The sequence below is a fragment of the Halalkalicoccus jeotgali B3 genome (assembly GCF_000196895.1).
GTDB lineage: Archaea > Halobacteriota > Halobacteria > Halobacteriales > Halalkalicoccaceae > Halalkalicoccus > Halalkalicoccus jeotgali.
In genome coordinates, this window is record NC_014297.1 from 2,177,630 (window position 1) to 2,196,503 (window position 18,874).

Sequence of the window (18,874 nt, forward strand, 5' to 3'; positions counted from 1 at the left end):
GGAGTCCGCTTACGAGGACTCGGCGGACGCCTCGATCTCGATGTCCTCGAGGTCGTCTAAGTCCCCCTCTTCCTCCGCTTGTTCGATCTTCGATATCTCCCTCGCATAGTGGAGGAACGTGTCAACGGAGGCGATCACGACGCGGGCCTCGACGGTGAGGATCTCGATCCCGACGAGCGAGACACGCACCCAGATGTCGATGACCGCACCCTTATCGAGGATGCGATCGAGCACCTCTGCGAGGCTTGACGTGCTTGGTCTTGCTTGACTCATGGTCTTCCCTTCATCTACCATGCGAACGCCGACCGTCTTATGGTTTCCCCTTCCAGCGCAAGCGCTCACCTATTGGCCGACCGTGACACATATGCGGGTGCGACCGAGTAGGTTCGCTACCGAGCCACCATGACCGACGACGCACTCTACGTCTACGGCGTGATCGAAAACGAGGATCTCGACCTCGACATCGAGGGGGTCAACGGGGCCGAACGCGCGTACACAGTCAGCTATCAGTCGCTCGCGGCCGTCGTCTCGGACATCGACACCGTCGAGCCCGAACGCAGCGACGAGAACGTCCAGTGCCACGACGAGGTGCTCCAGACGATCCTCGAGCACGACGGCGGCCGAACGGTCGTCCCGATGAGCTTCGGGATGGGGTTCAAGAACAAACGCACCCTGAAGAACGTCCTCCGGAACGCCCGACCGGTCTTTTCGCGGACGTTACGGGAGATCGACGGGATGGTCGAACTCGGGCTGAAGGTCCTGACCGACGAGGACGCCGACGTCGACACCGACGAGATCGTCGCGGAGGTCGAGGAGCGCTTCGACCGGATAAGCGTTAACGTGGTGGAGAACCAACTGTTCAGCGATCGACTCGTGATAAACAGATCGTACCTCGTCGAACGCGCCGACCGGGAGGCGTTCAACGAGGCAGTCGGCGAGTTCGAGGACGACCACGACGAACTGTTGGTCCAGTATACGGGCCCGTGGGCACCGTACAACTTCGTCGACATCGAGATCACGGCCCAACGCTAACCATGTTCATCGTCGACGACATCCTGTTTCAGCCGTTCATCTCGATCCTCGATGCGATCCACACGCTCGCGGTCACGGAGATGTACAACATCGAGGGGATCCAGAGCGACCTAAAGGAAAACCAGCTGCTGTACGAACTCGGCGAGCGCGACCAAAGCGAGTACGAAAGCCGCAAGGCCGAACTCGAAGCCGAACTCGAGACGGCGGAGTTGGCACACGAACAGCTCGACAACAAGAACATCCAGATACGACAATGACCGACGACAACCACCGCGAGGCCTCCTCGCTGCTCGACGCACTCAGACACGTCGTCGAGACGCTACAGGAGGCGGAACAAAACGGCGAGAGAACGGGTGCGGGACACGGCAGCGTCTCGGGCAAACACGCCCGGACGGACTACGGGTTCAGGATCAGCACCGGCCCGGATCCGGACAGCCTCTGGGAGCGACTCGGCACCGACTCCGGCGAGGAGACCGAGCCGACAGCCGATACGGACACGGACACCGACGATCACCTCGTCGACGTCCGTAGGGAGGACGACGGCCTGGTCGTGCTCGCGGACCTCCCGCAGGCGACCGCAGAGAGCATCACCGCCGGGATCGACCGGGCGGAAAACGACCTGGTCATCGGGTTCGACGGGGAGGTCGTCGACCGGATCGCGCTGGGCGACGCCGAAGTCGCCGTGGCCGACTCGACGTTCAGAAACGGCGTACTGGAGGTCCGACTGCGAACGGAGGAGGGTGAGTCGTGAGCGAAACCGAAACGGAAACCGACGCTGAGGTCGCCTCGATCCTCGACCGCCTCGAGGAGCTACTTCCGGGACTCGTCGACGGGATCGAGCAACTCAAGACCCAGATCGTCGAGGGCAGCGACGACGAGGAGGTCATCGAGACCGCCGAGAACATCTGGGAGATCGTCGACGAGGCCGAGGACGTCCTCGATACGATCGACCTCGATGAGCTTCCCGACACGATCGACCTCGATGAGCTTCCCGACGCTATCGACGCCGAGGAGGTCCCCGAGGCGATCGCCGACGGCGACGCGCACGACGCGATCGATCTCTCGGCGCTCAAGGAGGCAATCGAACTCCGGGAGCTGTGGGAGGCCGTCGACCTCACTGACCTGCGCGAGCAGAAAGCGGACCTCGACGACGAGATCGACGACGTGACCGACGGCGACAGCGGCGACGACGGAGGGGTGCTCGATATGGATCTGGGGATGGGCGAGGGCGCACACATGAGTTTCGACCCCGAGAACCGCCAGGAGAAGATCCAACAGCTCATCGAGACGGCGGTCCAGGGCTTTCGAACCGCGCTGCTCGAGACCCACGACAAGCTCCGGTTGCTCTACGAGTTCAACCAGGAGAAACTCGGCGGCAACGACTCGCTGAACCCGACCGCGGTCTCGACGATGCCGAGTGGGCCGCTTGCGAACTCCGCCTCGACGCGTCACTCGACAGTGCCCTCGCAGGTGAAATACTCGCGAGCGAAAAACCCCCGCCGGATCTACGGCCGGCGCTTCGAGAACGCCAACACCGACTGAACCATGAGCGACGCACGACCCACACGACAGAAGAGCGACCTGGCGGACGTCCTCGAACTCGTCCTCGATAAGGGGATCGTCATCAACGCCGACATCGCGGTGACCGTCGGCGAGACCGAACTGCTCGGAATCGAGATCCGGGCAGCGATCGCCTCCTTCGAGACCGCCGCCGAGTACGGACTCGCCTTCCCCACCGGCACCGATATGCGCCGGGTCGAACAGGCCTCCGGGCGCGAACCCCTCGAGGTCGAAAACAACGAGGAGGTGAACCTCGGGATCAACGCGAGCGACGGGGGATCGAACGAGGACAGCGACCCGCCGAGCGCCCGTCCGGATCCCGAGGTCCCGATCTCGACGAACGAGGGTTCGGAGTCCGGCACCGACGCGAGCGACGGAGATGACGGGGACGGCGAGGACGAACCGGAGGACTCATGAGACAGATCGACCTCGGTGGCGAGGCCGACGAGGGTGGCGAGACGGACGCGGCCTCCGGACTGTTGGCGCTCGTGATGACCGTCGTCGAGTTGCTCGTCGAGGCGATGGAAAAGGAGGCGATCCGTCGTATGGAGTCGGGCGTCCTCTCTCCAGAGGAGATCGAACGGCTGGGCACCCAACTCCAGGCCATCGAGGACGAAATCGAGGCCATCAAGGAGCGAGAGGGGATCGAAAACGACGTCGGGGAGCTCCGTACCGAGCTCAACGACCTGCTCAGCGAGGGGATCGAGCGGGTCTACGACGATCACTACGAGGAGCTGGAACGATGAGCACCGCCGGCACGGAGTTCGAGGTGGGACGATACCTCTACTGTGCCGTGCGGGCCGACGATGACCCCTCGATCTCTGTCGCGGGGATAGAGGACGGCGAGGTGCGGATCGTCACCGCCGAGGGGATCGGCGCGGTCGTCCAGCCGGTCGAGGCGATGTTCGATTCGGACGACCTCACGGAGGTCAGACGGTGGTTACTCAGTCACCAGCGCGTGGTCGACGCCGTCGGCGAGTCCTTCGATACGCCCGTCCCCTTCCGGTTCGACACCGTCATCAAGGGCGACGACGAGCGCGTCGAAAACTGGATCACCGAGAACGCAACACAGCTCGAGGCCGCACTGGAGTCGCTGTCGGGCTGCTGGGAGTACCGGATCGAGCTTCGCTGGGACGAGTCGCGAGTCCGCGAGGAGATCGCACGCGATGACGAAGAACTCGCGGCGCTCCAAGCACGCATCGACGACGCGAGCGAGGGAACGGGCTACCTGCTCGAAAAGCAGTACGAACAGCACCTCACCGAGCGCCTCCAGGGGCGCCGGGACGACCTCGCGGGGCAACTCTACGATCGGGTCGCAGAACACGCACGAGCGGTCGAGACGGCCGGAAACCAGTCGACGCTGCTTGGGGCGGACGGGACGAACGGGAGCGACGACGGGTTCGAGACGGTGATCGAGCTGTCGGTGCTCGCCCCCGAGGACCATGAGGGAGTCATCGGCGACGTCTTAGAGGAGTTCATCGACCGCGATGGGTTCGACGTCAACTACACGGGGCCGTGGCCGCCGTACTCGCACGCACCGACGATCGGAGACGGGGGTGAGGGCTGATGGAGCCGGCACGCCCCGAGGGCCACGCGATCGTCGACGTGCTCGACGTCCTGTTGACCGACGGGGCGATCGTCCAAGCCGACGTGGTCGTCACCGTCGCGGACATCCCGCTCGTGGGAATCAACCTCCGGGCGGCGATCGCTGGCATGACGACGATGGTCGAGTACGACATCTTCACCGAGTGGGACGAGGAGATCCGGAGCCAGGAGCGGTATCGACACTCCGAGTTCGGCCGGCGGCCGCGTCCGAGCGTGCCCGATCCTTCGGGTTCGGATCCCGAGACCGACACGGGCCCCGCGGACCCGGACGAACGGTAAGGTCTTTTAGGTCGCTGTGATTCCCTCGGGTATGGTCACGCTCGGGCTCGTGGTAGCGCAGTTCAACCGGTCGGTCACCGAGGAGATGGCGGAGACGGCCCGCGACGCCGCCGCCGAGCGCGACGCCGAGATCGCGGCAACGCTCCGCGTTCCGGGCGCGTACGACAGCCCGCTAGCGGCCGATCGACTGGCCCGCCGCGACGAGATCGACGCGGTGGCGGTCGTGGGGGCGATCGTCACCGGCGACACCGAGCACGACCGCGTGATCGCCCAGTCGGCGGCCGACGCGCTCACGCAGGTGAGTCTGGAACGGGATACCCCCGTGACGTTCGGCGTCAGCGGGCCGGGGATGTCCTGTGCGGAGGCCCGCGAGCGCATCGAAAAGGGGAGGGATGCGGTCGAGGCCGCAATCGATCTGGTGGAGGAACTATAATGGAGTTTACAGACAGAGTCAGCCGAGTCGAACCGAGCGCAACCCTCGCGATCAGTCAACTCGCGAGCGAACTCGAAGCCGAGGGCGCGGACGTGATCGACCTCTCGGTGGGCGAACCCGACTTCCCGACCCCCGAGAACGTCGTCAGCGCGGGCAAGGAATCGATGGACGCCGGGGACACCGGCTATACGTCCTCGAACGGGATCAGCGACCTCCGCGAAGCCATCGCGACGAAGCTCCGGGGCGACGGGCTGGAGTACGGTCCCGAGAACGTTATCGTCACGCCGGGGGCGAAACAGGCGCTGTACGAGACGTTCCAGACGCTGGTGCAGGACGGTGACGAAGTGGTGTTGCTGGACCCGGCGTGGGTCTCCTACGAGGCGATGGCGAAACTCGCGGGTGGCACCCTTTCCAGAGTGGATCTCTCGGCCCACGAGTTCCGGCTGGAACCCGCCCTCGACGAGCTCGCAGAAACCGTAACCGACGACACCGAGTTGCTCGTCGTGAACTCCCCGAGCAACCCCTCGGGGGCGGTCTACAGCGACGACGCGCTCGACGGCGTGCGAGATCTGGCCGTCGAGCACGATATTACCGTGATCTCCGACGAGATCTACGAGCGCATCACCTACGGCGAGGAGCCGACGCCGCTCGCGACGCTTGAGGGGATGGGAGAACGCACCGTCACGGTGAACGGCTTTTCGAAAGCGTACTCGATGACCGGGTGGCGACTGGGCTATCTCGCCGCGCCCGAGGCGCTGATCGACGAGGCCGGCAAACTCCACTCGCACTCGGTTTCGTGTGCGACGAACTTCGTCCAGCACGCCGGCTGCGAGGCCCTCGAGAACACCGAGGACGCGGTAGAAGAGATGGTCGAAGCCTTCGAATCGCGCCGCGACCTGCTGGTCGACCTCCTCGCGGATCACGGGATCGACGTGCGAGCGCCCGAGGGCGCCTTCTACATGATGGTCCCCGTGAGCGAGACACCAAGCGCCTCGGATGCGAGCGGCGGCGAGCCGCGAGCGGACGATCAGTCGTGGTGTGAGGGGGCCATTCAGGACGCCCACGCCGCCACCGTGCCGGGAAGCGCGTTCGGCACGCCCGGCTACGCGCGGTTCTCGTATGCCAACAGCGAGGAGCGGATCCGCGAGGCGGTCGATCGGCTGGCCGAGGAAGGTTACCTGTAGAAGATCATCGGCAGATCGCGCTCGATCTCGGCCCGTCGGGGTTCGAGCCAGTCGGGCAGTCGAAGCTCCTCGCCGAGCGACGTTTCGGGCTCGTCGATGGTGAACCCCGGCCCGTCGGTCGCGATCTCGAAGAGCACGCCGCCCGGTTCCCGGAAGTAGATCGATTCGAAGTACGTGCGGTCGAGGACCGGCGTGACGTCCAGACCGCGCCCGACGAGCGTTTCGCGCCATTCCCGTTGGATGGCCGAATCGGCGGCCCGGAACGCGACGTGATGGACGCTGCCGACGCCGATCCGCCCGCGGCGCAACCCGGGACGGCACCTGACGTCGAGGATCGAGCCGGGTTCATCGCTCGCCACGTACCGGAAGCGGTCGTCCTCCTCGCCGACGGCGTCGTATCCCATCGCCCCGAGCAGGTCGGCGGTGCGCTCGTAGCCCTCGAGTGCGAGCGTCACGCCGTACAGGCCACCGATCGCGTGTTCGGGATCGGCCGATCCACCCTCCCACGGCTCCGCGTCGATCTCGGTTTCGGCGAGTTCGAGACGCAGCGCGTCGGGCCCGTGAAACCGCAGCAGGCGCTCGTCGAACCGTTCGACCGTCTCGGCGTCGATCTTCCGGTTCGCGAGGCGGTCGGCCCAGTACTCGAGCGAGTCGGGCGGTACCCCGAGAGCGATCGACTCGACCTGTCCGGTTCCGAGACGCCCGTGGGGAGTGTCGGGCCACGCGAAGAACGTCATCAGCGTCCCGGGTCGGCCGAGTTCGTCGCCGTAGTAGAGGTGATAGCTGTCGGGTGCGTCGAAGTTGACGGTCCGCTTGACCAGACGCAGACCGAGCAAGTCGGCGTAAAACGCGATGTTCTGTCCTGCGGTGTCACAGACGGCCGTGACGTGGTGGATGCCGGCTATGGTTGCCATACCAACAGGACGACGGCCGTCACCATAGCTGTAGGCTACGAGAGGCGTGCGGCGACGTCGGCCTCGGTGATGATCCCGACGGTTTCGCCTGTCTCGGTCACCATCACGGCCTTGTAGTGATCGAGCAGGTTGCCGATCTCGTCGAGGGTCGCCTCCCGCGAGACGGTCGGGAAGCTCTCGGCCATATGCGAGACCACCGGTTCGTCGCGCGCGTCGGCGTCGAGGTGGACGAGGTCGCTCTGGCTGATCGAGCCCACCGGAATACCGTTCTGGAGGACGGGCAGTTGCGAGTAGGCCTCCTCGTCCATCTTCCGCACCGCCTCGCGGATCGCATCATCGGGCCCAACGCGGATCACCTCGGTGTTCATCAGATCATCGGCCCGGACGATCCCGCCCTCGGTCTCGTCGAGCGCCTCGACGATCCGCCGCAGCGTCGAGAGCCGGGGGTCGACGTCACCGCCCTCGATCCTGGCGATCAGCGGCTGGGAGACGCCCGCCCGTTCGGCGAGGGCGCTCTGGGTCAGATCGAGTTCGATCCGGCGCTCGCGCAGGTCCTGGGGCGTGGGAAGGTTCATGCGCGTGAATAACTGCGAGTTATTATAAAAGGTTCGACTACTCGCCCTCCTCGATCTCGAAGGTCTCGATCACCGAGAGAGGAACGTCTCGGAGCGCGCCGCCGACCTCGCTTTTGGCGATGCGCTGGGCGTGTTCTTCGCCCTCGGCGTTGAACACCTTCATCTCCAGGACGAGCCCGACCAGGGCGGTGTCGGCCGCCACGTACGCCGAGTCGAACGGTTCCCCGCAGGCCGGACAGCCCGTCGCCCCGACCTCGACCTCGACGTAATCGAGGTCCTGTCGGTTCAGTCGCTTCCCGGCCTCGCTGACCGCCACGCCGATCGCGTCGTCGATCGACTCGACGTCCCGGACCAGCCACGCCGCCTCCATCGCCACGAGATAATTCATACCTTCCCTCTCCCCTGCGAAGGGGAGTGCGTTGCGGTTCGGCGCGCACGTCACGTCGATTCTCCCGATACGTTATTCAAATCTCTCAGTTCGCTCACCAAAAACCTTTCAATTCTCCGTCACGTGTCGGGATTTCGACCGTCCCGATCCGACAGAGTTCGTAAACCGAACGACTGCGCCGGGTCGCAGTCGTCACGAATGAATCGTTATATTCAGTTTGAGCAACAAGATATATGTAGGACGTGGTAGTCAGCGACTGGTATCGAATGATCGAACGGCTGTCCAACGTTGCCCTGTTTGCCCTGTACCAGACGACCGTCGCCCTCGGTTTGTGCCTGCTCCCGCTGGCGGTGGCGATGAGACGAGTCGGCCTCACCCTCCCGGTTCATCGGCTCCTCGCCGCGGCCGAGCGAAGCTACCAGAAGCGTTCGCCCGCGGAGTGATCGGCCGGAACGAGTGGGTTTATCAGTCCGTGGGAGTAACGTCCGGTAATGCGAACGCCCGACGACCTACAGCTTTCGGAGTCGCTCGCGTCGAGTCCCGGTCAGGCCAACCCCTACGAGCCCGAACTGGGTTCCCTACCCGAGGCCGACCTCCCCGAGGGGGCCGACGCCGCCGAACTCAAAACCGGCACCACGACCGTGGGCCTGCGCGCCGAGGACGGTGTCGTGCTGGCGACCGACATGCGTGCGAGTCTCGGCAACATGGTCTCGAGCAAGACGGTCCAGAAGGTCGAGGACGTCCACCCGACGGGCGCGCTCACCATCGCCGGCTCGGTCTCGGCGGCCCAGTCGCTGATCCGGACCCTGCGAGCCGAGGTCAACCTCTATGACGCCCGCCAGGGCGAGGACATGAGCATGACCGCCCTCTCGACGCTGACGAGCAACCTCCTTCGCAGCGGCGGCTTTTTCATCGTCGTGCCTGTGCTTGGCGGCGTCGACGACGAGGGCCCCCACATCTACAGCATGGACGCGCTGGGTGGCACCACCGAGGAGACCTACGCCGTCTCGGGCTCGGGCTCGCAGTTCGCCCTTGGCGTGCTCGAACAGCACTACGAGGAGGGCCTGAGCGTCGAGGAGGCCCGCGACGTCGCCATCCGCAGCGTCGGCAGCGCCGTCGAGCGCGACACCGCAAGCGGCAATGGCATCAACATCGCGACCGTCACCGAGGAGGGCGTCGACATCGAGCGCTTCGAGGAGTTCGAGGGCGTCGACGGCATCTCGAACGGCCGGTAAGTCGGTTTAGCGGTCGTCAACCCAATCGGCGAAGCTGCCCTCCAGCAGCGTTTCTTTCTGGCGGTCGATGTACTCGCGTTGAGCGGTGTGGATCGCCGACTCGAGCGAGTCACCCTCACTGCGGAGGTCGCTGACACGCTCGTGGCGCAACTCGGCGGGCGAGTAGCCATGTCGGGCGCGGTGGCGAAGCGGCCAGAGGTAGGTTTCGACCTCCTGATCGCTGAGCCCGCGGAGTTTCAGTCCGTCGCGGGCGTGGTCGAACAGGTCCGTAAACAGCGCCTCGCTCTCGATGGTCTCCTCGCCCCCGCCGGTGATCCACGAGAGGTCCGCCGCGAGGCCGTCGCGCATCGCACAGTAGAAGTTCTCCCGGGCGTCGGCCCAGTCGAGATCGATCACGGGGTGCTCGCGTCGGGGGAGACTCTCCAAGAGTCCGGCGAAGACCGCGAGGAAGGCCACCGAGTCCCTGACGGTCGGCTGGGAGCCGATGGGTCGGAACTCGATGCGGGCGTTGGCTGCAGAACGCGTCGCGCCGCCGAAGACCGGACGGACCCATCGCCAGTAGGTGCCGTGTTTCATGCGGAAGTGGGCGAACTCGTCGTCGAACCGATTCGAGGTCTCGACGGGCATCGGGACGATAGTGTCGTCGGCGACGACCCGGTCGACGGCCTCCTCGGTGCTCGAAAGATCGTGCGGGAAACGGACTTTCCCCGGGCTCGACTCGTTGAGGACGCTCTCGAAGACCGCGATCCGGTTCGCCATCCACGCCTCCTCGACGACCGCCTCCTCCGAATCCGCATCGTAGAGTTCCGGCGGGAAAAACGGCGAGTTCGCCCCGAGCGCGAGCAGCGGTCCGGCGATCCGCAGCGCGTAGTTGAAGTAATCGGGCAGGTCGGCGGCGTGGGCCACCTGGTAGTGGGGCTGAATCGAGGTGATGAGGCTTTCCGGCATCACCGTCGCCGAGTCGAGTGAAACGTTCGGCGCGTCGAGGTGCATTCCGGCCGTGGTGTCGCCCTCGGCGTTGGCCATAGCGTGATATCGTACGGAGTCGCTCATATTAGTCGCGATGCGAATCCCCCCGTCAGTAATGTGGTCGGTGAGGTACTCGCGGGCGCCCTCGCCCTCGGGCGGGATCGTCCACAGCCCGTCGCTGACCAACGTGATCCCCTCGGGACGCACACAGTCGAGTGCGGTCGTCAGGCGGGCTTTGATCTCGGCCTCCTGGGCGCGAAGCCCGTGGGCGTTCAGCGGCTGGGGGCTGGTCGACATCTCGGCGTTGTGCAGGCCCAGTTCCTTCTCGAAGCCGATGTACTCGAGCACCCGTCGGGGGACCCGCCGCAGCGCGCTGGTCTCGCCATCGACGGCATAGAACTCGTACTCGAAGCCGACGATCGCCTGTGGGTTGTCGAAGACTCCCTCCGAGAGTCCCTCGATGATAACGTCCGCGTCCTCGGCCGCACGGCGCTGAAAGGTCCGCGCGTCGGTCCCGAGAGCCTCCTGTACCGCCCGGGCGAGTTCGGATTCGGTCATTGCTCAGCCATCCGCCGCCGACCACCTTGAAAGTAGGAGTGTTCAGTCGGATCGACACCGGGCGAGCGCAAACGGCCCGTTAGCACCTGCTTTCGAACCGACCGGTGAGTTAATGCGACGAGCAACCATCGTGAAACGACATGGAGTACGACAGAGAGGTAGGGCGACGTCTCGGCTTGGGGCTGATCGTCCTCGGATTGGTTCTCCTCGCCGCCTACGTCGTCCGGGCGTTCATCGCCGTGGTCGTCTTCGCCGTCTTTTTGTACTACTCGGTTCGCCCGATCCATCGGTATCTCCGTCGGTTCGGACTGCCACGGCGTCTACGAGCGATGCTCGCGATCGTCCTGTTCGGGGTCCCGTTTCTGATCCTGCTGGCCTACACTGTCGCGATCGTGGTCATCGAAACTCAGCAGTTCGTCGAGGCCTACGACATCCAGAACCAAGTACTCAACAGCGGGCTCGAGCGGTTCGATCTGGCCGCGCTCGATCTCGATACCGTCCAACGGACCGTGACGACGGCGGGTACGCAGGGGTCGATTCTCGCCGTGTTCTTCAGCCTCTCGAGTGCGGCCAGCGTCGTCGGCAGCGTACTGATCCAGTCGTTGATCCTCGTCGTCTTGACGTACTATATGCTCGTCGACGGTCCACAACTGCGCGCGTGGGTCCTCGAGAACCTCGACGATACGGGGATCATTCGGCGCTACTTCGACGAGGTGGATCCCGAACTCTCGATGACGCTCTTTGGCAACATCGTCAACGTCTTCGTCACCGCCATCGTCGGCGTCGTCGTCTTTTTCACCTACAACGTCTTCGTCCCGGAGGCGGTCGAGGTGCCGTTTCCGAGCCTGCTCGGAGCGCTCGCCGGGATCGGGAGCCTGATCCCCGTCGTCGGGATCAAACTCGTCTACCTCCCCGTCGGGATCGGGCTCGCGGCGGCGGTCGTCGCCGCCGGCCAGACCCCCCTGTTGATCTACGTCGGGATCTTCTTCGTCGTCGCAGGGGTCTTCGTCGATTTCATCCCCGATTTCTTCATTCGCGCGCTCATCAGCGGCGAGAACACCCACACCGGGATGTTGCTGCTCAGCTACATCGTCGGTCCTGCCGTCTTCGGGTTCTACGGGCTGTTTCTCGTGCCGGTCCTCCTGATCCTCCTGACCAACGCGATGTACGTCCTCCTGCCGTACGTCCTCTGGGGCGAGGACACGCCGGCCCAGCAGACTCGCCTCGAGGACTTCGGCGGACCCGAACGGGACTCGCCGCCGGTGGCGGACACGAGCGATACCAACGCGACGCCCGTCGTCGAGGACTGAGAGCCGGGCGCGTCACCTCAGTCGGTGTGATGGTGGGTGTACTGTCCTTCGACGACGAACTCGTCTTCCCCGCACGCTCCACAGCGTGCGGGGGCCGTATAGCGGTGACCGTCGTCGACGTGCTCGACGACGCCCGCACTGATGACCAGACAGTTCGTACAGACGTAGCGCTCGGGAGTTTCGGGTGTGTGTGCCATGGGTCAGGCTACGGGAGAACGGAGCTTAGGTGCTGGTGTCCACCGTCCGACAAGTACGAGTAACGAACACATGCGAGGACCGTGACTACAGGACGTCCATCGCCGCGAGCCGCTCGGGGAGGTAGGTATCGGTGACGAAATCGAGCCCGCGGGAGGCAAGTGCCTGCTGTTCGGCCTTCTTTCCGATCTCCAACTGGAGTTCGATCTGTTCGGTCCAGTAGTCGGTCTGGAACCGGGGGTCCTCCAGTTCGTTCTCGAGGGCGTTGACGTCCGAGTCCGAGAGCGGATCGGTGGGAAGATCGTACTCGACGATGTCCGTGGGTTGGATGCCAATGAACTGTGCCTCGGGGGTCGCGAGGTACTCCGAGAGATGTGCGGATTTGATCGAGCCGTAGGCCACCGAGCCGTAGATCCGATAGGACCACGGGTCGCCGTCGGTAAAGACGGTCACGGGTAGGTCGAGTTCGTCGTGAAGCCGCTTCGTGATCCGGCGGGTCGCACGCGCCGGCTGGCCCTTCAGATGGACGATGATCACGTTGTATTCCTCGTCGAAGCCGTTCTCGACGAGCCGGTCGCGCATCCCGCCGGTCTCGACCGCGAGGACGAAGTCGGCGTCGTTGTCGAGGAACTCGATCGTGTCGGGGTTGTTGGGGATCTGATACCCCCCTTCACCGACGTCCTCCTGACAGTGGATCACCCGCTCGCCGCGGCGGGTCTGCTCGCGCAGTTCGAGCGGGCCCATCAGCGTCGCGCCCGACTCCTCGGGGCGCATGTGGAAGTCCTCGCGGGTCACCGAGGAGACGATCTCGAGGTCCTCGACGAGCTGGTTGGACTCGTCCTGATCGTTGAACTGAGCCTCCTCGTTGTCCCAGCTCTCCGAGAGGTAGTACAGTTCACGCAGCGTCGAGGAGCGATCCTCGCCCAGTTGGTCGGCGAGGAAATCGATCGTGTAGATCGCCTTCAGGAGCTTGCGCGCGCCCCGCACGGAGTTCGCAGACCGGGTGCTCGTCCGGTCGCCGTAGACCCAGACCTGCGAGTCCTCGTCGTACTCGATGTTGCTCTTGGTTCGTGTCGGGATCGACATCTCGGGGACGTCGCCGTCGGCGAACTGGTCGTAGAACTCCGCTGCGAGTTCGATCAATTGTTCGCGCGCGTCGTGTGGTGTGTCCGTGCTCATCTCTCAACTGTTAGTTTCGCCGTCTCGACCCCGCTCACGTCGAGGTCGAACGTCGCCTCCTCGTCCACGCTGTACTCCAAGGTCGCCGTCTCCCCGCCCGGAACCGTCGGCGACCACTTGACGAACCACTCGCCGTCCATCTCGATCACCGTCCCCGCAGAGAGGTCGTTCGGCTCGATAGAGACGATATCGGTGATTTCGAGGTCTTCCGCGGTGTTCGAGTGGTTCTCGACCGCCAGCACCACCGAGCCGTTCTCGACGACCCGCGAGACCTGTACGTTGTTCATGATCCGGGCCAGCGCCGCGTCGATGTCGGGGGGCTCTCTGTCCGTTACCTCCGCAACCTTCGTGGCCATTTCGGGCAGGATCGTCGCGAGCACGTCCTGTTTCTTCCGGCGTTTGGCGATCGAACGCTGTTTGTTGAGGTAGGACTTGAGTTCGCGGGCGGCCTCGCGGATCGCGAGTTCGATCTCGTCCTCGATCGCGGGGACGTTCGCGATGGCGTCCTTCGACTCGCTGGTGAAGGGGACGTTCGTCGAGGCGACGTGGACCATCACCACGGCGGGCCCGTTCGGCAGGCCCGTGTCGCCGGGCTGATCCAGTCCGTAGTTGCGCCAACCGATCGATTTGACGACGTCGGTGGTCGCACACGCCCCGCGTTGGTAGACGAGGGGGACGCGGTTCGCGAATCGCATCACGTCGATCGATCCCTCGGCGGAGATCTCGCCGCCGTAGGCGATGCCGGCCTCGACGATGAAGGGGTCCCCGCCGTGGACCTCAGCGTCCCGCGTCGCGGCGGCGTAGAACTCGGCGTCGAACTCCTTTCGGAGTCCGGCCTCGACCAGTTCGTCAGTGATCGGCGCCAGACAGTCCGTCGGCGGGGCGATGATGTCCGTCTCGCGCATCGCGTCGACCAGATCGCGAGCCGTGTTGCGGTCGTTCGCGACCTCCCTCGCGAGCGGGACGTCGTCGGGTACCGTCTTCATGACCGACCAGAACTCGGTAACGATGTTCTCGCGGGCGGTCTCGCCCACCGCGACATCGTCGCGCTCCTGGGTCATGTCCGCCGCGCGGTCGACGTACTCCGTGAGCGCCGAGTGGGAGAGTCTGTGGCGCCCATCGTCGTCGAACTTCGCGGCGAGCCTCTGTGAGAGTGCCTCGATCGTCGCCTCGTCCTTGCGGGTGCTCGTCGCGGCGTCCACCAACCGATAGCACTCGGCTTCCCGGTCCTCGACGATCGCGCTCCACGCCGCCCCGACGGCCGTCTCCCGGGCAGTCTGGCCGAAGGTACCGTGTTCGGCGGCGATCTCGTCCGCGACCTCGGCGACGAACGCTTCGAGTTCGTGATGGGCGATTCGCTCGCGCTGGGCCACGCGCTCGGCGACCCCGGTCGCGAACGCCTCGATGGCGTCGGCGGCCTTGTTCGTCGTCGCTTCCCGGACGGCACTCTCCACCTCGTCCGGTTCCGGGAGTTCCCACGCCATCTCGCGACCGAAGTGTCGGTTCCGGAAGTTATCGAGCACTTTCCGGGCGGTCTTCTTGCCGACGCGGGTGAACTCCTCCTGGAGAAAGCCCGACAGCGTGTGCGAGTCGGTCGCCCCGAGCATCTTGATGACGGTCCCGAGTTCGACACCGTGGGGGTGCGGGCGGATCTCCTCGGTCTCGGCGGGCAGCTGGTCGGTCGCGCGCTCGGCCTTAAACGAGTCGTTCGGCTCGTGGAGTTCGATCCGGGCGTGGGGGTTGACGACAGCGGTGTGTTTGATGTAATCGCGCAGCTGTCCCCGGGCGCGCATGTTCGCTTCCATCTCCAGCTCGATGCGTGTGCCGTGGGGCCGATCCCACGAGGTCGTCTCGGCGCTGCTGATCTCCGGTTCGTTGGTGTCCGTATCGATAATCAGTTCGAAGTACTGCGCTTCGTCCGCGCCCTGTGTTCGGGAAGTGATCTTCGCGGGCTTCCCGGAGGTGAGCTGACTGTAGAGCACCGCCGCGGAGATACCGATCCCCTGCTGGCCCCGGGACTGCTCGCGGGCATGAAAGCGAGAGCCGTACAGCAGCTTTCCGAACACCTTGGGGATCTGCTCTCTGGTGATCCCGGGGCCGTTGTCCTCGACGACCAGCCGGTAGTAGTTTCCCACCTCCTCGATCTCGACGTAGATGTCGGGGAGGATGCCCGCTTCCTCGGTGGCGTCGAGCGCGTTGTCGACGGCTTCCTTGACAGCGGTGACGAGCCCTCGGGCCCCGCTGTCGAACCCGAGCATGTGCTTGTTCTTCTCGAAGAACTCGGCGATGGAGATCTCCCGCTGGTTCGCAGCGAGCTCGTCGGCGATCCCCGTCTCCTCGCCGAGCGTCGACTGAAGCGACGTCATTCGTACCCGTCTCTATCGCCGGCGAACGTAAAACCCGTGCGGTAGCTCGGTGAAAGTGTAACTGGAGGCTTCAGACCGCCAACACCGTATCGACGAACAGCATGATCGAGAACCCGAAGATGAACAGCAAGGTGGCCTCGTCAGCGTAGCCGTGCCCGTGGCTCTGGGGGATCATCTCCCGGAAGATGACGGCCATCATCGTCCCCGCGGCGAACCCGGCGGCGACCGGGAACAGTTGAGTGAACACCGCGACGAGCACGAAGCCCGCGAGAGCGGCGATCGGTTCGGGAATCCCTCCCGAGAGGGTGGTATAGAGGATCGTCCGCGCGTCAGAGAGGTCCGTACGGCTTGCGGGGACGGCCATCGCGAAGCCATCGGGGACGTTCTGGATCGCGATGGCGAGCGCGAGTGAAAACCCGACACCCTCGAGGCCGCTACCGAAGGCGATTCCCACCGCCAACCCCTCGGGGACGTTGTGCAGCGTGATCGAACCGCCGACGAGTAGGGCCCTGCGGACCGTATCTGCGTCCTCCGGTTCGATCTCGACGTCGCGCTCGCCGGTCCGCCGACCGTTGATGAGCATGTGAAAGTGCGGGATCGCACGGTTCGCGACGAGCAAGAACAGCCCGCCGAGTAAGACCCCGACGAGCACCTCGCCGAGCGATTCACCTTCCATGCCGGGAACGATCAGCGCGAAGACTGCGGCACCGAACATGATCCCCGCGGCCAGCCCGAGGGCGGCGTCATAGACGCGGTGGGAGATTGTCGACACGACGAGAATCGGCAGGGCACCCAATCCCGTCGCACAGCCGGCCAGAAGCGAGACGAGAAGGACCGTCAGTACCGGTTCCATGCCCTACAGACGACGCCAATCGAGTATAAGGCCATGTGATCCAGCCGGAAGGCGCTTCTCCCCCGAGACGAAACGAGCCCGGACGTGTCAAACGCCAGTCTCCTCACGCGCGGGCGCGCGTACGGGAAGTTTAATCACTACGGAGGCCGAAGGACGAGTCAGATTTTATGTCCGAGCAGAGTGAGTACGGAGCCGGCCAGATCCAGGTGCTCGAAGGGCTCGAAGCCGTTCGCACCCGGCCGGCGATGTATATCGGTTCTACCGACTCCAGAGGGCTACACCACCTCGTCTACGAGGTCGTCGACAACGCGATCGACGAGGCGCTCGCGGGGTACTGTGATACGATCGGCGTGACGATCCACGAGGACGGTTCGGTGAGCGTCGCAGACGACGGCCGGGGCATCCCCGTCGATACCCACGCCGAGTACGACCGGCCCGCCGTCGAGGTGATCATGACCGTGCTTCACGCCGGCGGGAAGTTCGACTCCAAATCCTATCAGGTCTCCGGAGGACTTCACGGCGTCGGCGTCTCGGTGGTCAACGCACTCTCCGAGCGCCTCGAAGTCGAGATCCGGCGGGACGGCGCGGTCTGGCACCACCGCTTCGATCACGGCGCGCCGGAGGGCGACATCGAGCGCGTTCGTGATCTCGAAGCGGAAGAAGAGACCGGGACGACAGTCAGGTTCTGGCCCGACGACGGTATCTTCGAGGATCGCGAGTTCGTCGTCTCGACGCTCGAAAACCGTATCCGAGAACTCGCCTTTCTCAACCCAGGCGTCGAGATCACGCTGGCTGACGAGCGCGACGAAACCGAATCGACCTTCCAGTACGACGGCGGGATCCGCGAGTTCGTCGAGTATCTCAACGAGACGCGCACCCCGCTTCACGAGGACGTCCTCTATCTGGACGACGAGGAGCGAAACATCCAGGTTGAAGTGGCAATGCAGGCGACCGACGAGCTTCAGGGCTCGATCCACGCCTTCGCGAACAACATCAACACCCGCGAGGGGGGCACGCACCTGACCGGATTCAAGACCGCCCTGACGCGCGTGGTCAACGACTACGCGAACGGCGAGGGACTGCTCGACGAGATCGACGAGAACCTCCGGGGCGAGGACATCCGCGAGGGGCTGACCGCGGTGATCTCGATCAAACACCCCGACCCACAGTTCGAGGGCCAGACGAAGACCAAACTGGGCAACTCGGAAGTACGGGGGATCGTCGAGAGCGCGGTGCACGAGGGGCTTGGCACCTACTTCGAGGAACACCCCGACACTGCCCAAGCGGTCGTCCGCAAGGCCGTCGAGGCCGCGAAAGCTCGCAAGGCCGCAAAGCAGGCCGAAGAGCTCACTCGGAGGAAGAGCGCGCTCGAATCGACGGCCTTGCCCGGGAAACTCGCGGACTGTCAGACCCGCGACCCGAACGAAGCCGAACTGTTCGTCGTCGAGGGCGACTCGGCGGGCGGGAGCGCGAAACAGGGGCGCAACCGGAAGTTCCAAGCGATCCTCCCGCTCAAGGGGAAGATCCTCAACGTCGAGAAACACCGCCTCGACCGGATCCTCGAGAACAACGAGATCCGGGATCTGATCACGGCCGTGGGGGCGGGCGTCGGCGAGGAGTTCGACATCGACGAGGCACGTTACAAGCGGATCGTCATCATGACCGACGCCGACGTCGACGGGGCGCACATCCGCACCCTGCTGTTGACGCTGTTCTATCGGCATATGCGCCCGCTGATCGAGGCGGGCTACGTCTATGCCGCCCAGCCGCCGCTCTATCGCCTGCGGTACGGCGGGGAGACCCGCGAGGCGATGGCCGAGGCCGAACGCGAGGCGATCATCGACGAGTACGGTGCACCCGACCGGATCCAGCGGTTCAAAGGTCTCGGTGAAATGAACCCCGATCAGCTCTGGGAGACGACGATGAACCCCGACAATCGCGTGCTCAAGCGGGTCACCGTCGAGGACGCCGCCGCGGCCGACCGGATGTTCTCCGTGTTGATGGGAGACGCCGTCGAGCCGCGAAAGCAGTTCATCCAGGAGCACGCAAAGGAGGCCGAATGGGTCGACATCTGAAAGCCCTCGGAACGGACTGGCGACCGTTCCTCGCCCTTTGCATGTCCACCAGGACCGCATCGCAGCCGTCCGGTTGGACGGCTGCTCTTAGGAACGCCAGCCTTTCCCCGCCCTGCTCGCGGAGCCGCCGGAAGTGGCGGCACCGCTCGCACCGGCCACCTCAC

23 protein-coding genes are annotated in these 18,874 nt (G+C 64.8%); 14 read left to right on the top strand and 9 right to left on the bottom strand.

Features of this window, described 5'->3' with window-relative positions:
* Window positions 1–9 precede the first annotated feature (9 nt).
* The gene (gvpA, locus tag HACJB3_RS11390) at window positions 10–273 is read right to left on the bottom strand and encodes a gas vesicle protein GvpA (protein WP_049934428.1); all 264 of its coding nucleotides are present in this window, start codon (window positions 271–273) and stop codon (window positions 10–12) included.
* A 129-nt stretch (window positions 274–402) separates the two neighbouring features.
* On the opposite strand from gvpA, the gene HACJB3_RS11395 reads away from it, so the two are divergent.
* Genes HACJB3_RS11395 through HACJB3_RS11440 form a run of 10 tightly spaced genes read left to right on the top strand, consistent with a single transcriptional unit; the run spans window position 403 to window position 6,093 of the window.
* A complete protein-coding gene (locus HACJB3_RS11395; RefSeq protein WP_008416651.1) occupies window positions 403–1,032 on the top strand; it encodes a GvpL/GvpF family gas vesicle protein in 630 nt (209 codons plus the stop codon).
* Window positions 1,033–1,034: 2 nt separating this feature from the next.
* Window positions 1,035–1,289, top strand: a complete 255-nt coding sequence (gene gvpG, locus HACJB3_RS11400) for a gas vesicle protein GvpG (RefSeq protein ID WP_008416650.1) — start codon at window positions 1,035–1,037, stop codon at window positions 1,287–1,289.
* A complete protein-coding gene (gvpH, locus tag HACJB3_RS11405; RefSeq protein WP_008416649.1) occupies window positions 1,286–1,783 on the top strand; it encodes a gas vesicle protein GvpH in 498 nt (165 codons plus the stop codon). The genes gvpG and gvpH overlap by 4 nt, the downstream gene beginning before the upstream one ends.
* The gene (locus tag HACJB3_RS11410; RefSeq protein ID WP_008416648.1) at window positions 1,780–2,574 is read left to right on the top strand and encodes a hypothetical protein; all 795 of its coding nucleotides are present in this window, start codon (window positions 1,780–1,782) and stop codon (window positions 2,572–2,574) included. The genes gvpH and HACJB3_RS11410 overlap by 4 nt, the downstream gene beginning before the upstream one ends.
* A gap of 3 nt (window positions 2,575–2,577) precedes the next feature.
* Window positions 2,578–3,009, top strand: a complete 432-nt coding sequence (gvpJ, locus tag HACJB3_RS11415) for a gas vesicle protein GvpJ (protein ID WP_008416647.1) — start codon at window positions 2,578–2,580, stop codon at window positions 3,007–3,009.
* On the top strand, window positions 3,006–3,338 hold the full coding sequence (locus tag HACJB3_RS11420) for a gas vesicle protein K (protein ID WP_008416646.1): 333 nt from the start codon (window positions 3,006–3,008) through the stop codon (window positions 3,336–3,338). The genes gvpJ and HACJB3_RS11420 overlap by 4 nt, the downstream gene beginning before the upstream one ends.
* Entirely contained in the window at window positions 3,335–4,159 is an 825-nt protein-coding gene (gene gvpL / locus HACJB3_RS11425) for a gas vesicle protein GvpL (RefSeq protein ID WP_008416645.1), read from the top strand. The genes HACJB3_RS11420 and gvpL overlap by 4 nt, the downstream gene beginning before the upstream one ends.
* The gene (gene gvpM, locus HACJB3_RS11430) at window positions 4,159–4,476 is read left to right on the top strand and encodes a gas vesicle protein GvpM (RefSeq protein WP_008416643.1); all 318 of its coding nucleotides are present in this window, start codon (window positions 4,159–4,161) and stop codon (window positions 4,474–4,476) included. Before gvpL ends, gvpM begins: the two co-directional genes overlap by 1 nt.
* A 31-nt stretch (window positions 4,477–4,507) precedes the next feature.
* A complete protein-coding gene (ribH, locus tag HACJB3_RS11435; protein ID WP_008416642.1) occupies window positions 4,508–4,909 on the top strand; it encodes a 6,7-dimethyl-8-ribityllumazine synthase in 402 nt (133 codons plus the stop codon).
* Window positions 4,909–6,093 carry a pyridoxal phosphate-dependent aminotransferase gene (locus HACJB3_RS11440; RefSeq protein WP_008416641.1) on the top strand — a complete coding sequence of 395 codons (1,185 nt, stop codon included), beginning with the start codon at window positions 4,909–4,911 and terminating at the stop codon, window positions 6,091–6,093. The genes ribH and HACJB3_RS11440 overlap by 1 nt, the downstream gene beginning before the upstream one ends.
* Here HACJB3_RS11440 and HACJB3_RS11445 read toward each other — a convergent pair.
* From HACJB3_RS11445 to HACJB3_RS11455, 3 genes are read right to left on the bottom strand one after another with little or no spacing between them, the layout of a single operon-like run.
* Complete coding sequence (locus tag HACJB3_RS11445; RefSeq protein WP_008416640.1) at window positions 6,084–7,007, bottom strand: ring-cleaving dioxygenase; 924 nt, start codon at window positions 7,005–7,007, stop codon at window positions 6,084–6,086. The two genes, HACJB3_RS11440 and HACJB3_RS11445, sit on opposite strands and share 10 nt — an antisense overlap.
* Window positions 7,008–7,042: 35 nt before the next feature.
* Complete coding sequence (locus HACJB3_RS11450) at window positions 7,043–7,582, bottom strand: CBS domain-containing protein (RefSeq protein WP_008416638.1); 540 nt, start codon at window positions 7,580–7,582, stop codon at window positions 7,043–7,045.
* 37 nt (window positions 7,583–7,619) lie between these two features.
* Window positions 7,620–7,970: a DUF555 domain-containing protein gene (locus tag HACJB3_RS11455; protein WP_008416636.1), complete on the bottom strand. Its 351-nt coding sequence runs from the start codon at window positions 7,968–7,970 to the stop codon at window positions 7,620–7,622.
* 242 nt (window positions 7,971–8,212) lie between these two features.
* Between HACJB3_RS11455 and HACJB3_RS11460 the strand changes: the two genes are divergently transcribed.
* Together HACJB3_RS11460 and psmB are read left to right on the top strand one after the other, a co-directional pair.
* The gene (locus HACJB3_RS11460; RefSeq protein ID WP_049934431.1) at window positions 8,213–8,413 is read left to right on the top strand and encodes a hypothetical protein; all 201 of its coding nucleotides are present in this window, start codon (window positions 8,213–8,215) and stop codon (window positions 8,411–8,413) included.
* Between the two features lie 48 nt (window positions 8,414–8,461).
* Window positions 8,462–9,205 (top strand): archaeal proteasome endopeptidase complex subunit beta, encoded by a 744-nt coding sequence (gene psmB, locus HACJB3_RS11465; RefSeq protein WP_008416634.1) that lies wholly within the window; start codon window positions 8,462–8,464, stop codon window positions 9,203–9,205.
* A gap of 6 nt (window positions 9,206–9,211) precedes the next feature.
* Here psmB and HACJB3_RS11470 read toward each other — a convergent pair whose 3' ends face one another.
* A complete protein-coding gene (locus HACJB3_RS11470; RefSeq protein ID WP_008416633.1) occupies window positions 9,212–10,732 on the bottom strand; it encodes a hypothetical protein in 1,521 nt (506 codons plus the stop codon).
* Window positions 10,733–10,872: 140 nt separating this feature from the next.
* Between HACJB3_RS11470 and HACJB3_RS11475 the strand changes: the two genes are divergently transcribed.
* Window positions 10,873–12,042, top strand: a complete 1,170-nt coding sequence (locus HACJB3_RS11475; RefSeq protein WP_008416632.1) for an AI-2E family transporter — start codon at window positions 10,873–10,875, stop codon at window positions 12,040–12,042.
* A 17-nt stretch (window positions 12,043–12,059) separates the two neighbouring features.
* Here HACJB3_RS11475 and HACJB3_RS11480 read toward each other — a convergent pair whose 3' ends face one another.
* The 4 genes from HACJB3_RS11480 to HACJB3_RS11495 all read right to left on the bottom strand — a co-directional run bounded on the left by HACJB3_RS11480 (window position 12,060) and on the right by HACJB3_RS11495 (window position 16,635).
* Complete coding sequence (locus HACJB3_RS11480) at window positions 12,060–12,239, bottom strand: hypothetical protein (protein WP_008416631.1); 180 nt, start codon at window positions 12,237–12,239, stop codon at window positions 12,060–12,062.
* An 85-nt stretch (window positions 12,240–12,324) separates the two neighbouring features.
* Window positions 12,325–13,416 carry a DNA topoisomerase IV subunit A gene (locus HACJB3_RS11485; RefSeq protein ID WP_008416630.1) on the bottom strand — a complete coding sequence of 364 codons (1,092 nt, stop codon included), beginning with the start codon at window positions 13,414–13,416 and terminating at the stop codon, window positions 12,325–12,327.
* Entirely contained in the window at window positions 13,413–15,782 is a 2,370-nt protein-coding gene (locus HACJB3_RS11490) for a DNA topoisomerase VI subunit B (protein ID WP_008416629.1), read from the bottom strand. Before HACJB3_RS11490 ends, HACJB3_RS11485 begins: the two co-directional genes overlap by 4 nt.
* Window positions 15,783–15,852: 70 nt before the next feature.
* Window positions 15,853–16,635 carry a ZIP family metal transporter gene (locus tag HACJB3_RS11495; protein WP_008416628.1) on the bottom strand — a complete coding sequence of 261 codons (783 nt, stop codon included), beginning with the start codon at window positions 16,633–16,635 and terminating at the stop codon, window positions 15,853–15,855.
* Window positions 16,636–16,802: 167 nt separating this feature from the next.
* Here HACJB3_RS11495 and gyrB point away from each other — a divergent pair, with 167 nt between their 5' ends.
* Complete coding sequence (gene gyrB, locus HACJB3_RS11500) at window positions 16,803–18,710, top strand: DNA topoisomerase (ATP-hydrolyzing) subunit B (protein WP_008416626.1); 1,908 nt, start codon at window positions 16,803–16,805, stop codon at window positions 18,708–18,710.
* Window positions 18,711–18,874: the final 164 nt, after the last annotated feature.

Coding starts and splice junctions, on each gene's coding strand:
- HACJB3_RS11490 (WP_008416629.1), bottom strand. CDS start 15,782: ATGACGTCGCTTCAGTCGACGCTCGGCGAGGAGACGGGGATCGCCGAC.
- gyrB (WP_008416626.1), top strand. CDS start 16,803: ATGTCCGAGCAGAGTGAGTACGGAGCCGGCCAGATCCAGGTGCTCGAA.
- HACJB3_RS11445 (WP_008416640.1), bottom strand. CDS start 7,007: ATGGCAACCATAGCCGGCATCCACCACGTCACGGCCGTCTGTGACACC.
- gvpL (WP_008416645.1), top strand. CDS start 3,335: ATGAGCACCGCCGGCACGGAGTTCGAGGTGGGACGATACCTCTACTGT.
- HACJB3_RS11395 (WP_008416651.1), top strand. CDS start 403: ATGACCGACGACGCACTCTACGTCTACGGCGTGATCGAAAACGAGGAT.
- HACJB3_RS11455 (WP_008416636.1), bottom strand. CDS start 7,970: ATGAATTATCTCGTGGCGATGGAGGCGGCGTGGCTGGTCCGGGACGTC.
- gvpH (WP_008416649.1), top strand. CDS start 1,286: ATGACCGACGACAACCACCGCGAGGCCTCCTCGCTGCTCGACGCACTC.
- HACJB3_RS11480 (WP_008416631.1), bottom strand. CDS start 12,239: ATGGCACACACACCCGAAACTCCCGAGCGCTACGTCTGTACGAACTGT.
- HACJB3_RS11475 (WP_008416632.1), top strand. CDS start 10,873: ATGGAGTACGACAGAGAGGTAGGGCGACGTCTCGGCTTGGGGCTGATC.
- gvpA (WP_049934428.1), bottom strand. CDS start 273: ATGAGTCAAGCAAGACCAAGCACGTCAAGCCTCGCAGAGGTGCTCGAT.
- psmB (WP_008416634.1), top strand. CDS start 8,462: ATGCGAACGCCCGACGACCTACAGCTTTCGGAGTCGCTCGCGTCGAGT.
- gvpM (WP_008416643.1), top strand. CDS start 4,159: ATGGAGCCGGCACGCCCCGAGGGCCACGCGATCGTCGACGTGCTCGAC.
- gvpG (WP_008416650.1), top strand. CDS start 1,035: ATGTTCATCGTCGACGACATCCTGTTTCAGCCGTTCATCTCGATCCTC.
- HACJB3_RS11440 (WP_008416641.1), top strand. CDS start 4,909: ATGGAGTTTACAGACAGAGTCAGCCGAGTCGAACCGAGCGCAACCCTC.
- HACJB3_RS11485 (WP_008416630.1), bottom strand. CDS start 13,416: ATGAGCACGGACACACCACACGACGCGCGCGAACAATTGATCGAACTC.
- HACJB3_RS11495 (WP_008416628.1), bottom strand. CDS start 16,635: ATGGAACCGGTACTGACGGTCCTTCTCGTCTCGCTTCTGGCCGGCTGT.
- HACJB3_RS11420 (WP_008416646.1), top strand. CDS start 3,006: ATGAGACAGATCGACCTCGGTGGCGAGGCCGACGAGGGTGGCGAGACG.
- gvpJ (WP_008416647.1), top strand. CDS start 2,578: ATGAGCGACGCACGACCCACACGACAGAAGAGCGACCTGGCGGACGTC.
- ribH (WP_008416642.1), top strand. CDS start 4,508: ATGGTCACGCTCGGGCTCGTGGTAGCGCAGTTCAACCGGTCGGTCACC.
- HACJB3_RS11470 (WP_008416633.1), bottom strand. CDS start 10,732: ATGACCGAATCCGAACTCGCCCGGGCGGTACAGGAGGCTCTCGGGACC.
- HACJB3_RS11450 (WP_008416638.1), bottom strand. CDS start 7,582: ATGAACCTTCCCACGCCCCAGGACCTGCGCGAGCGCCGGATCGAACTC.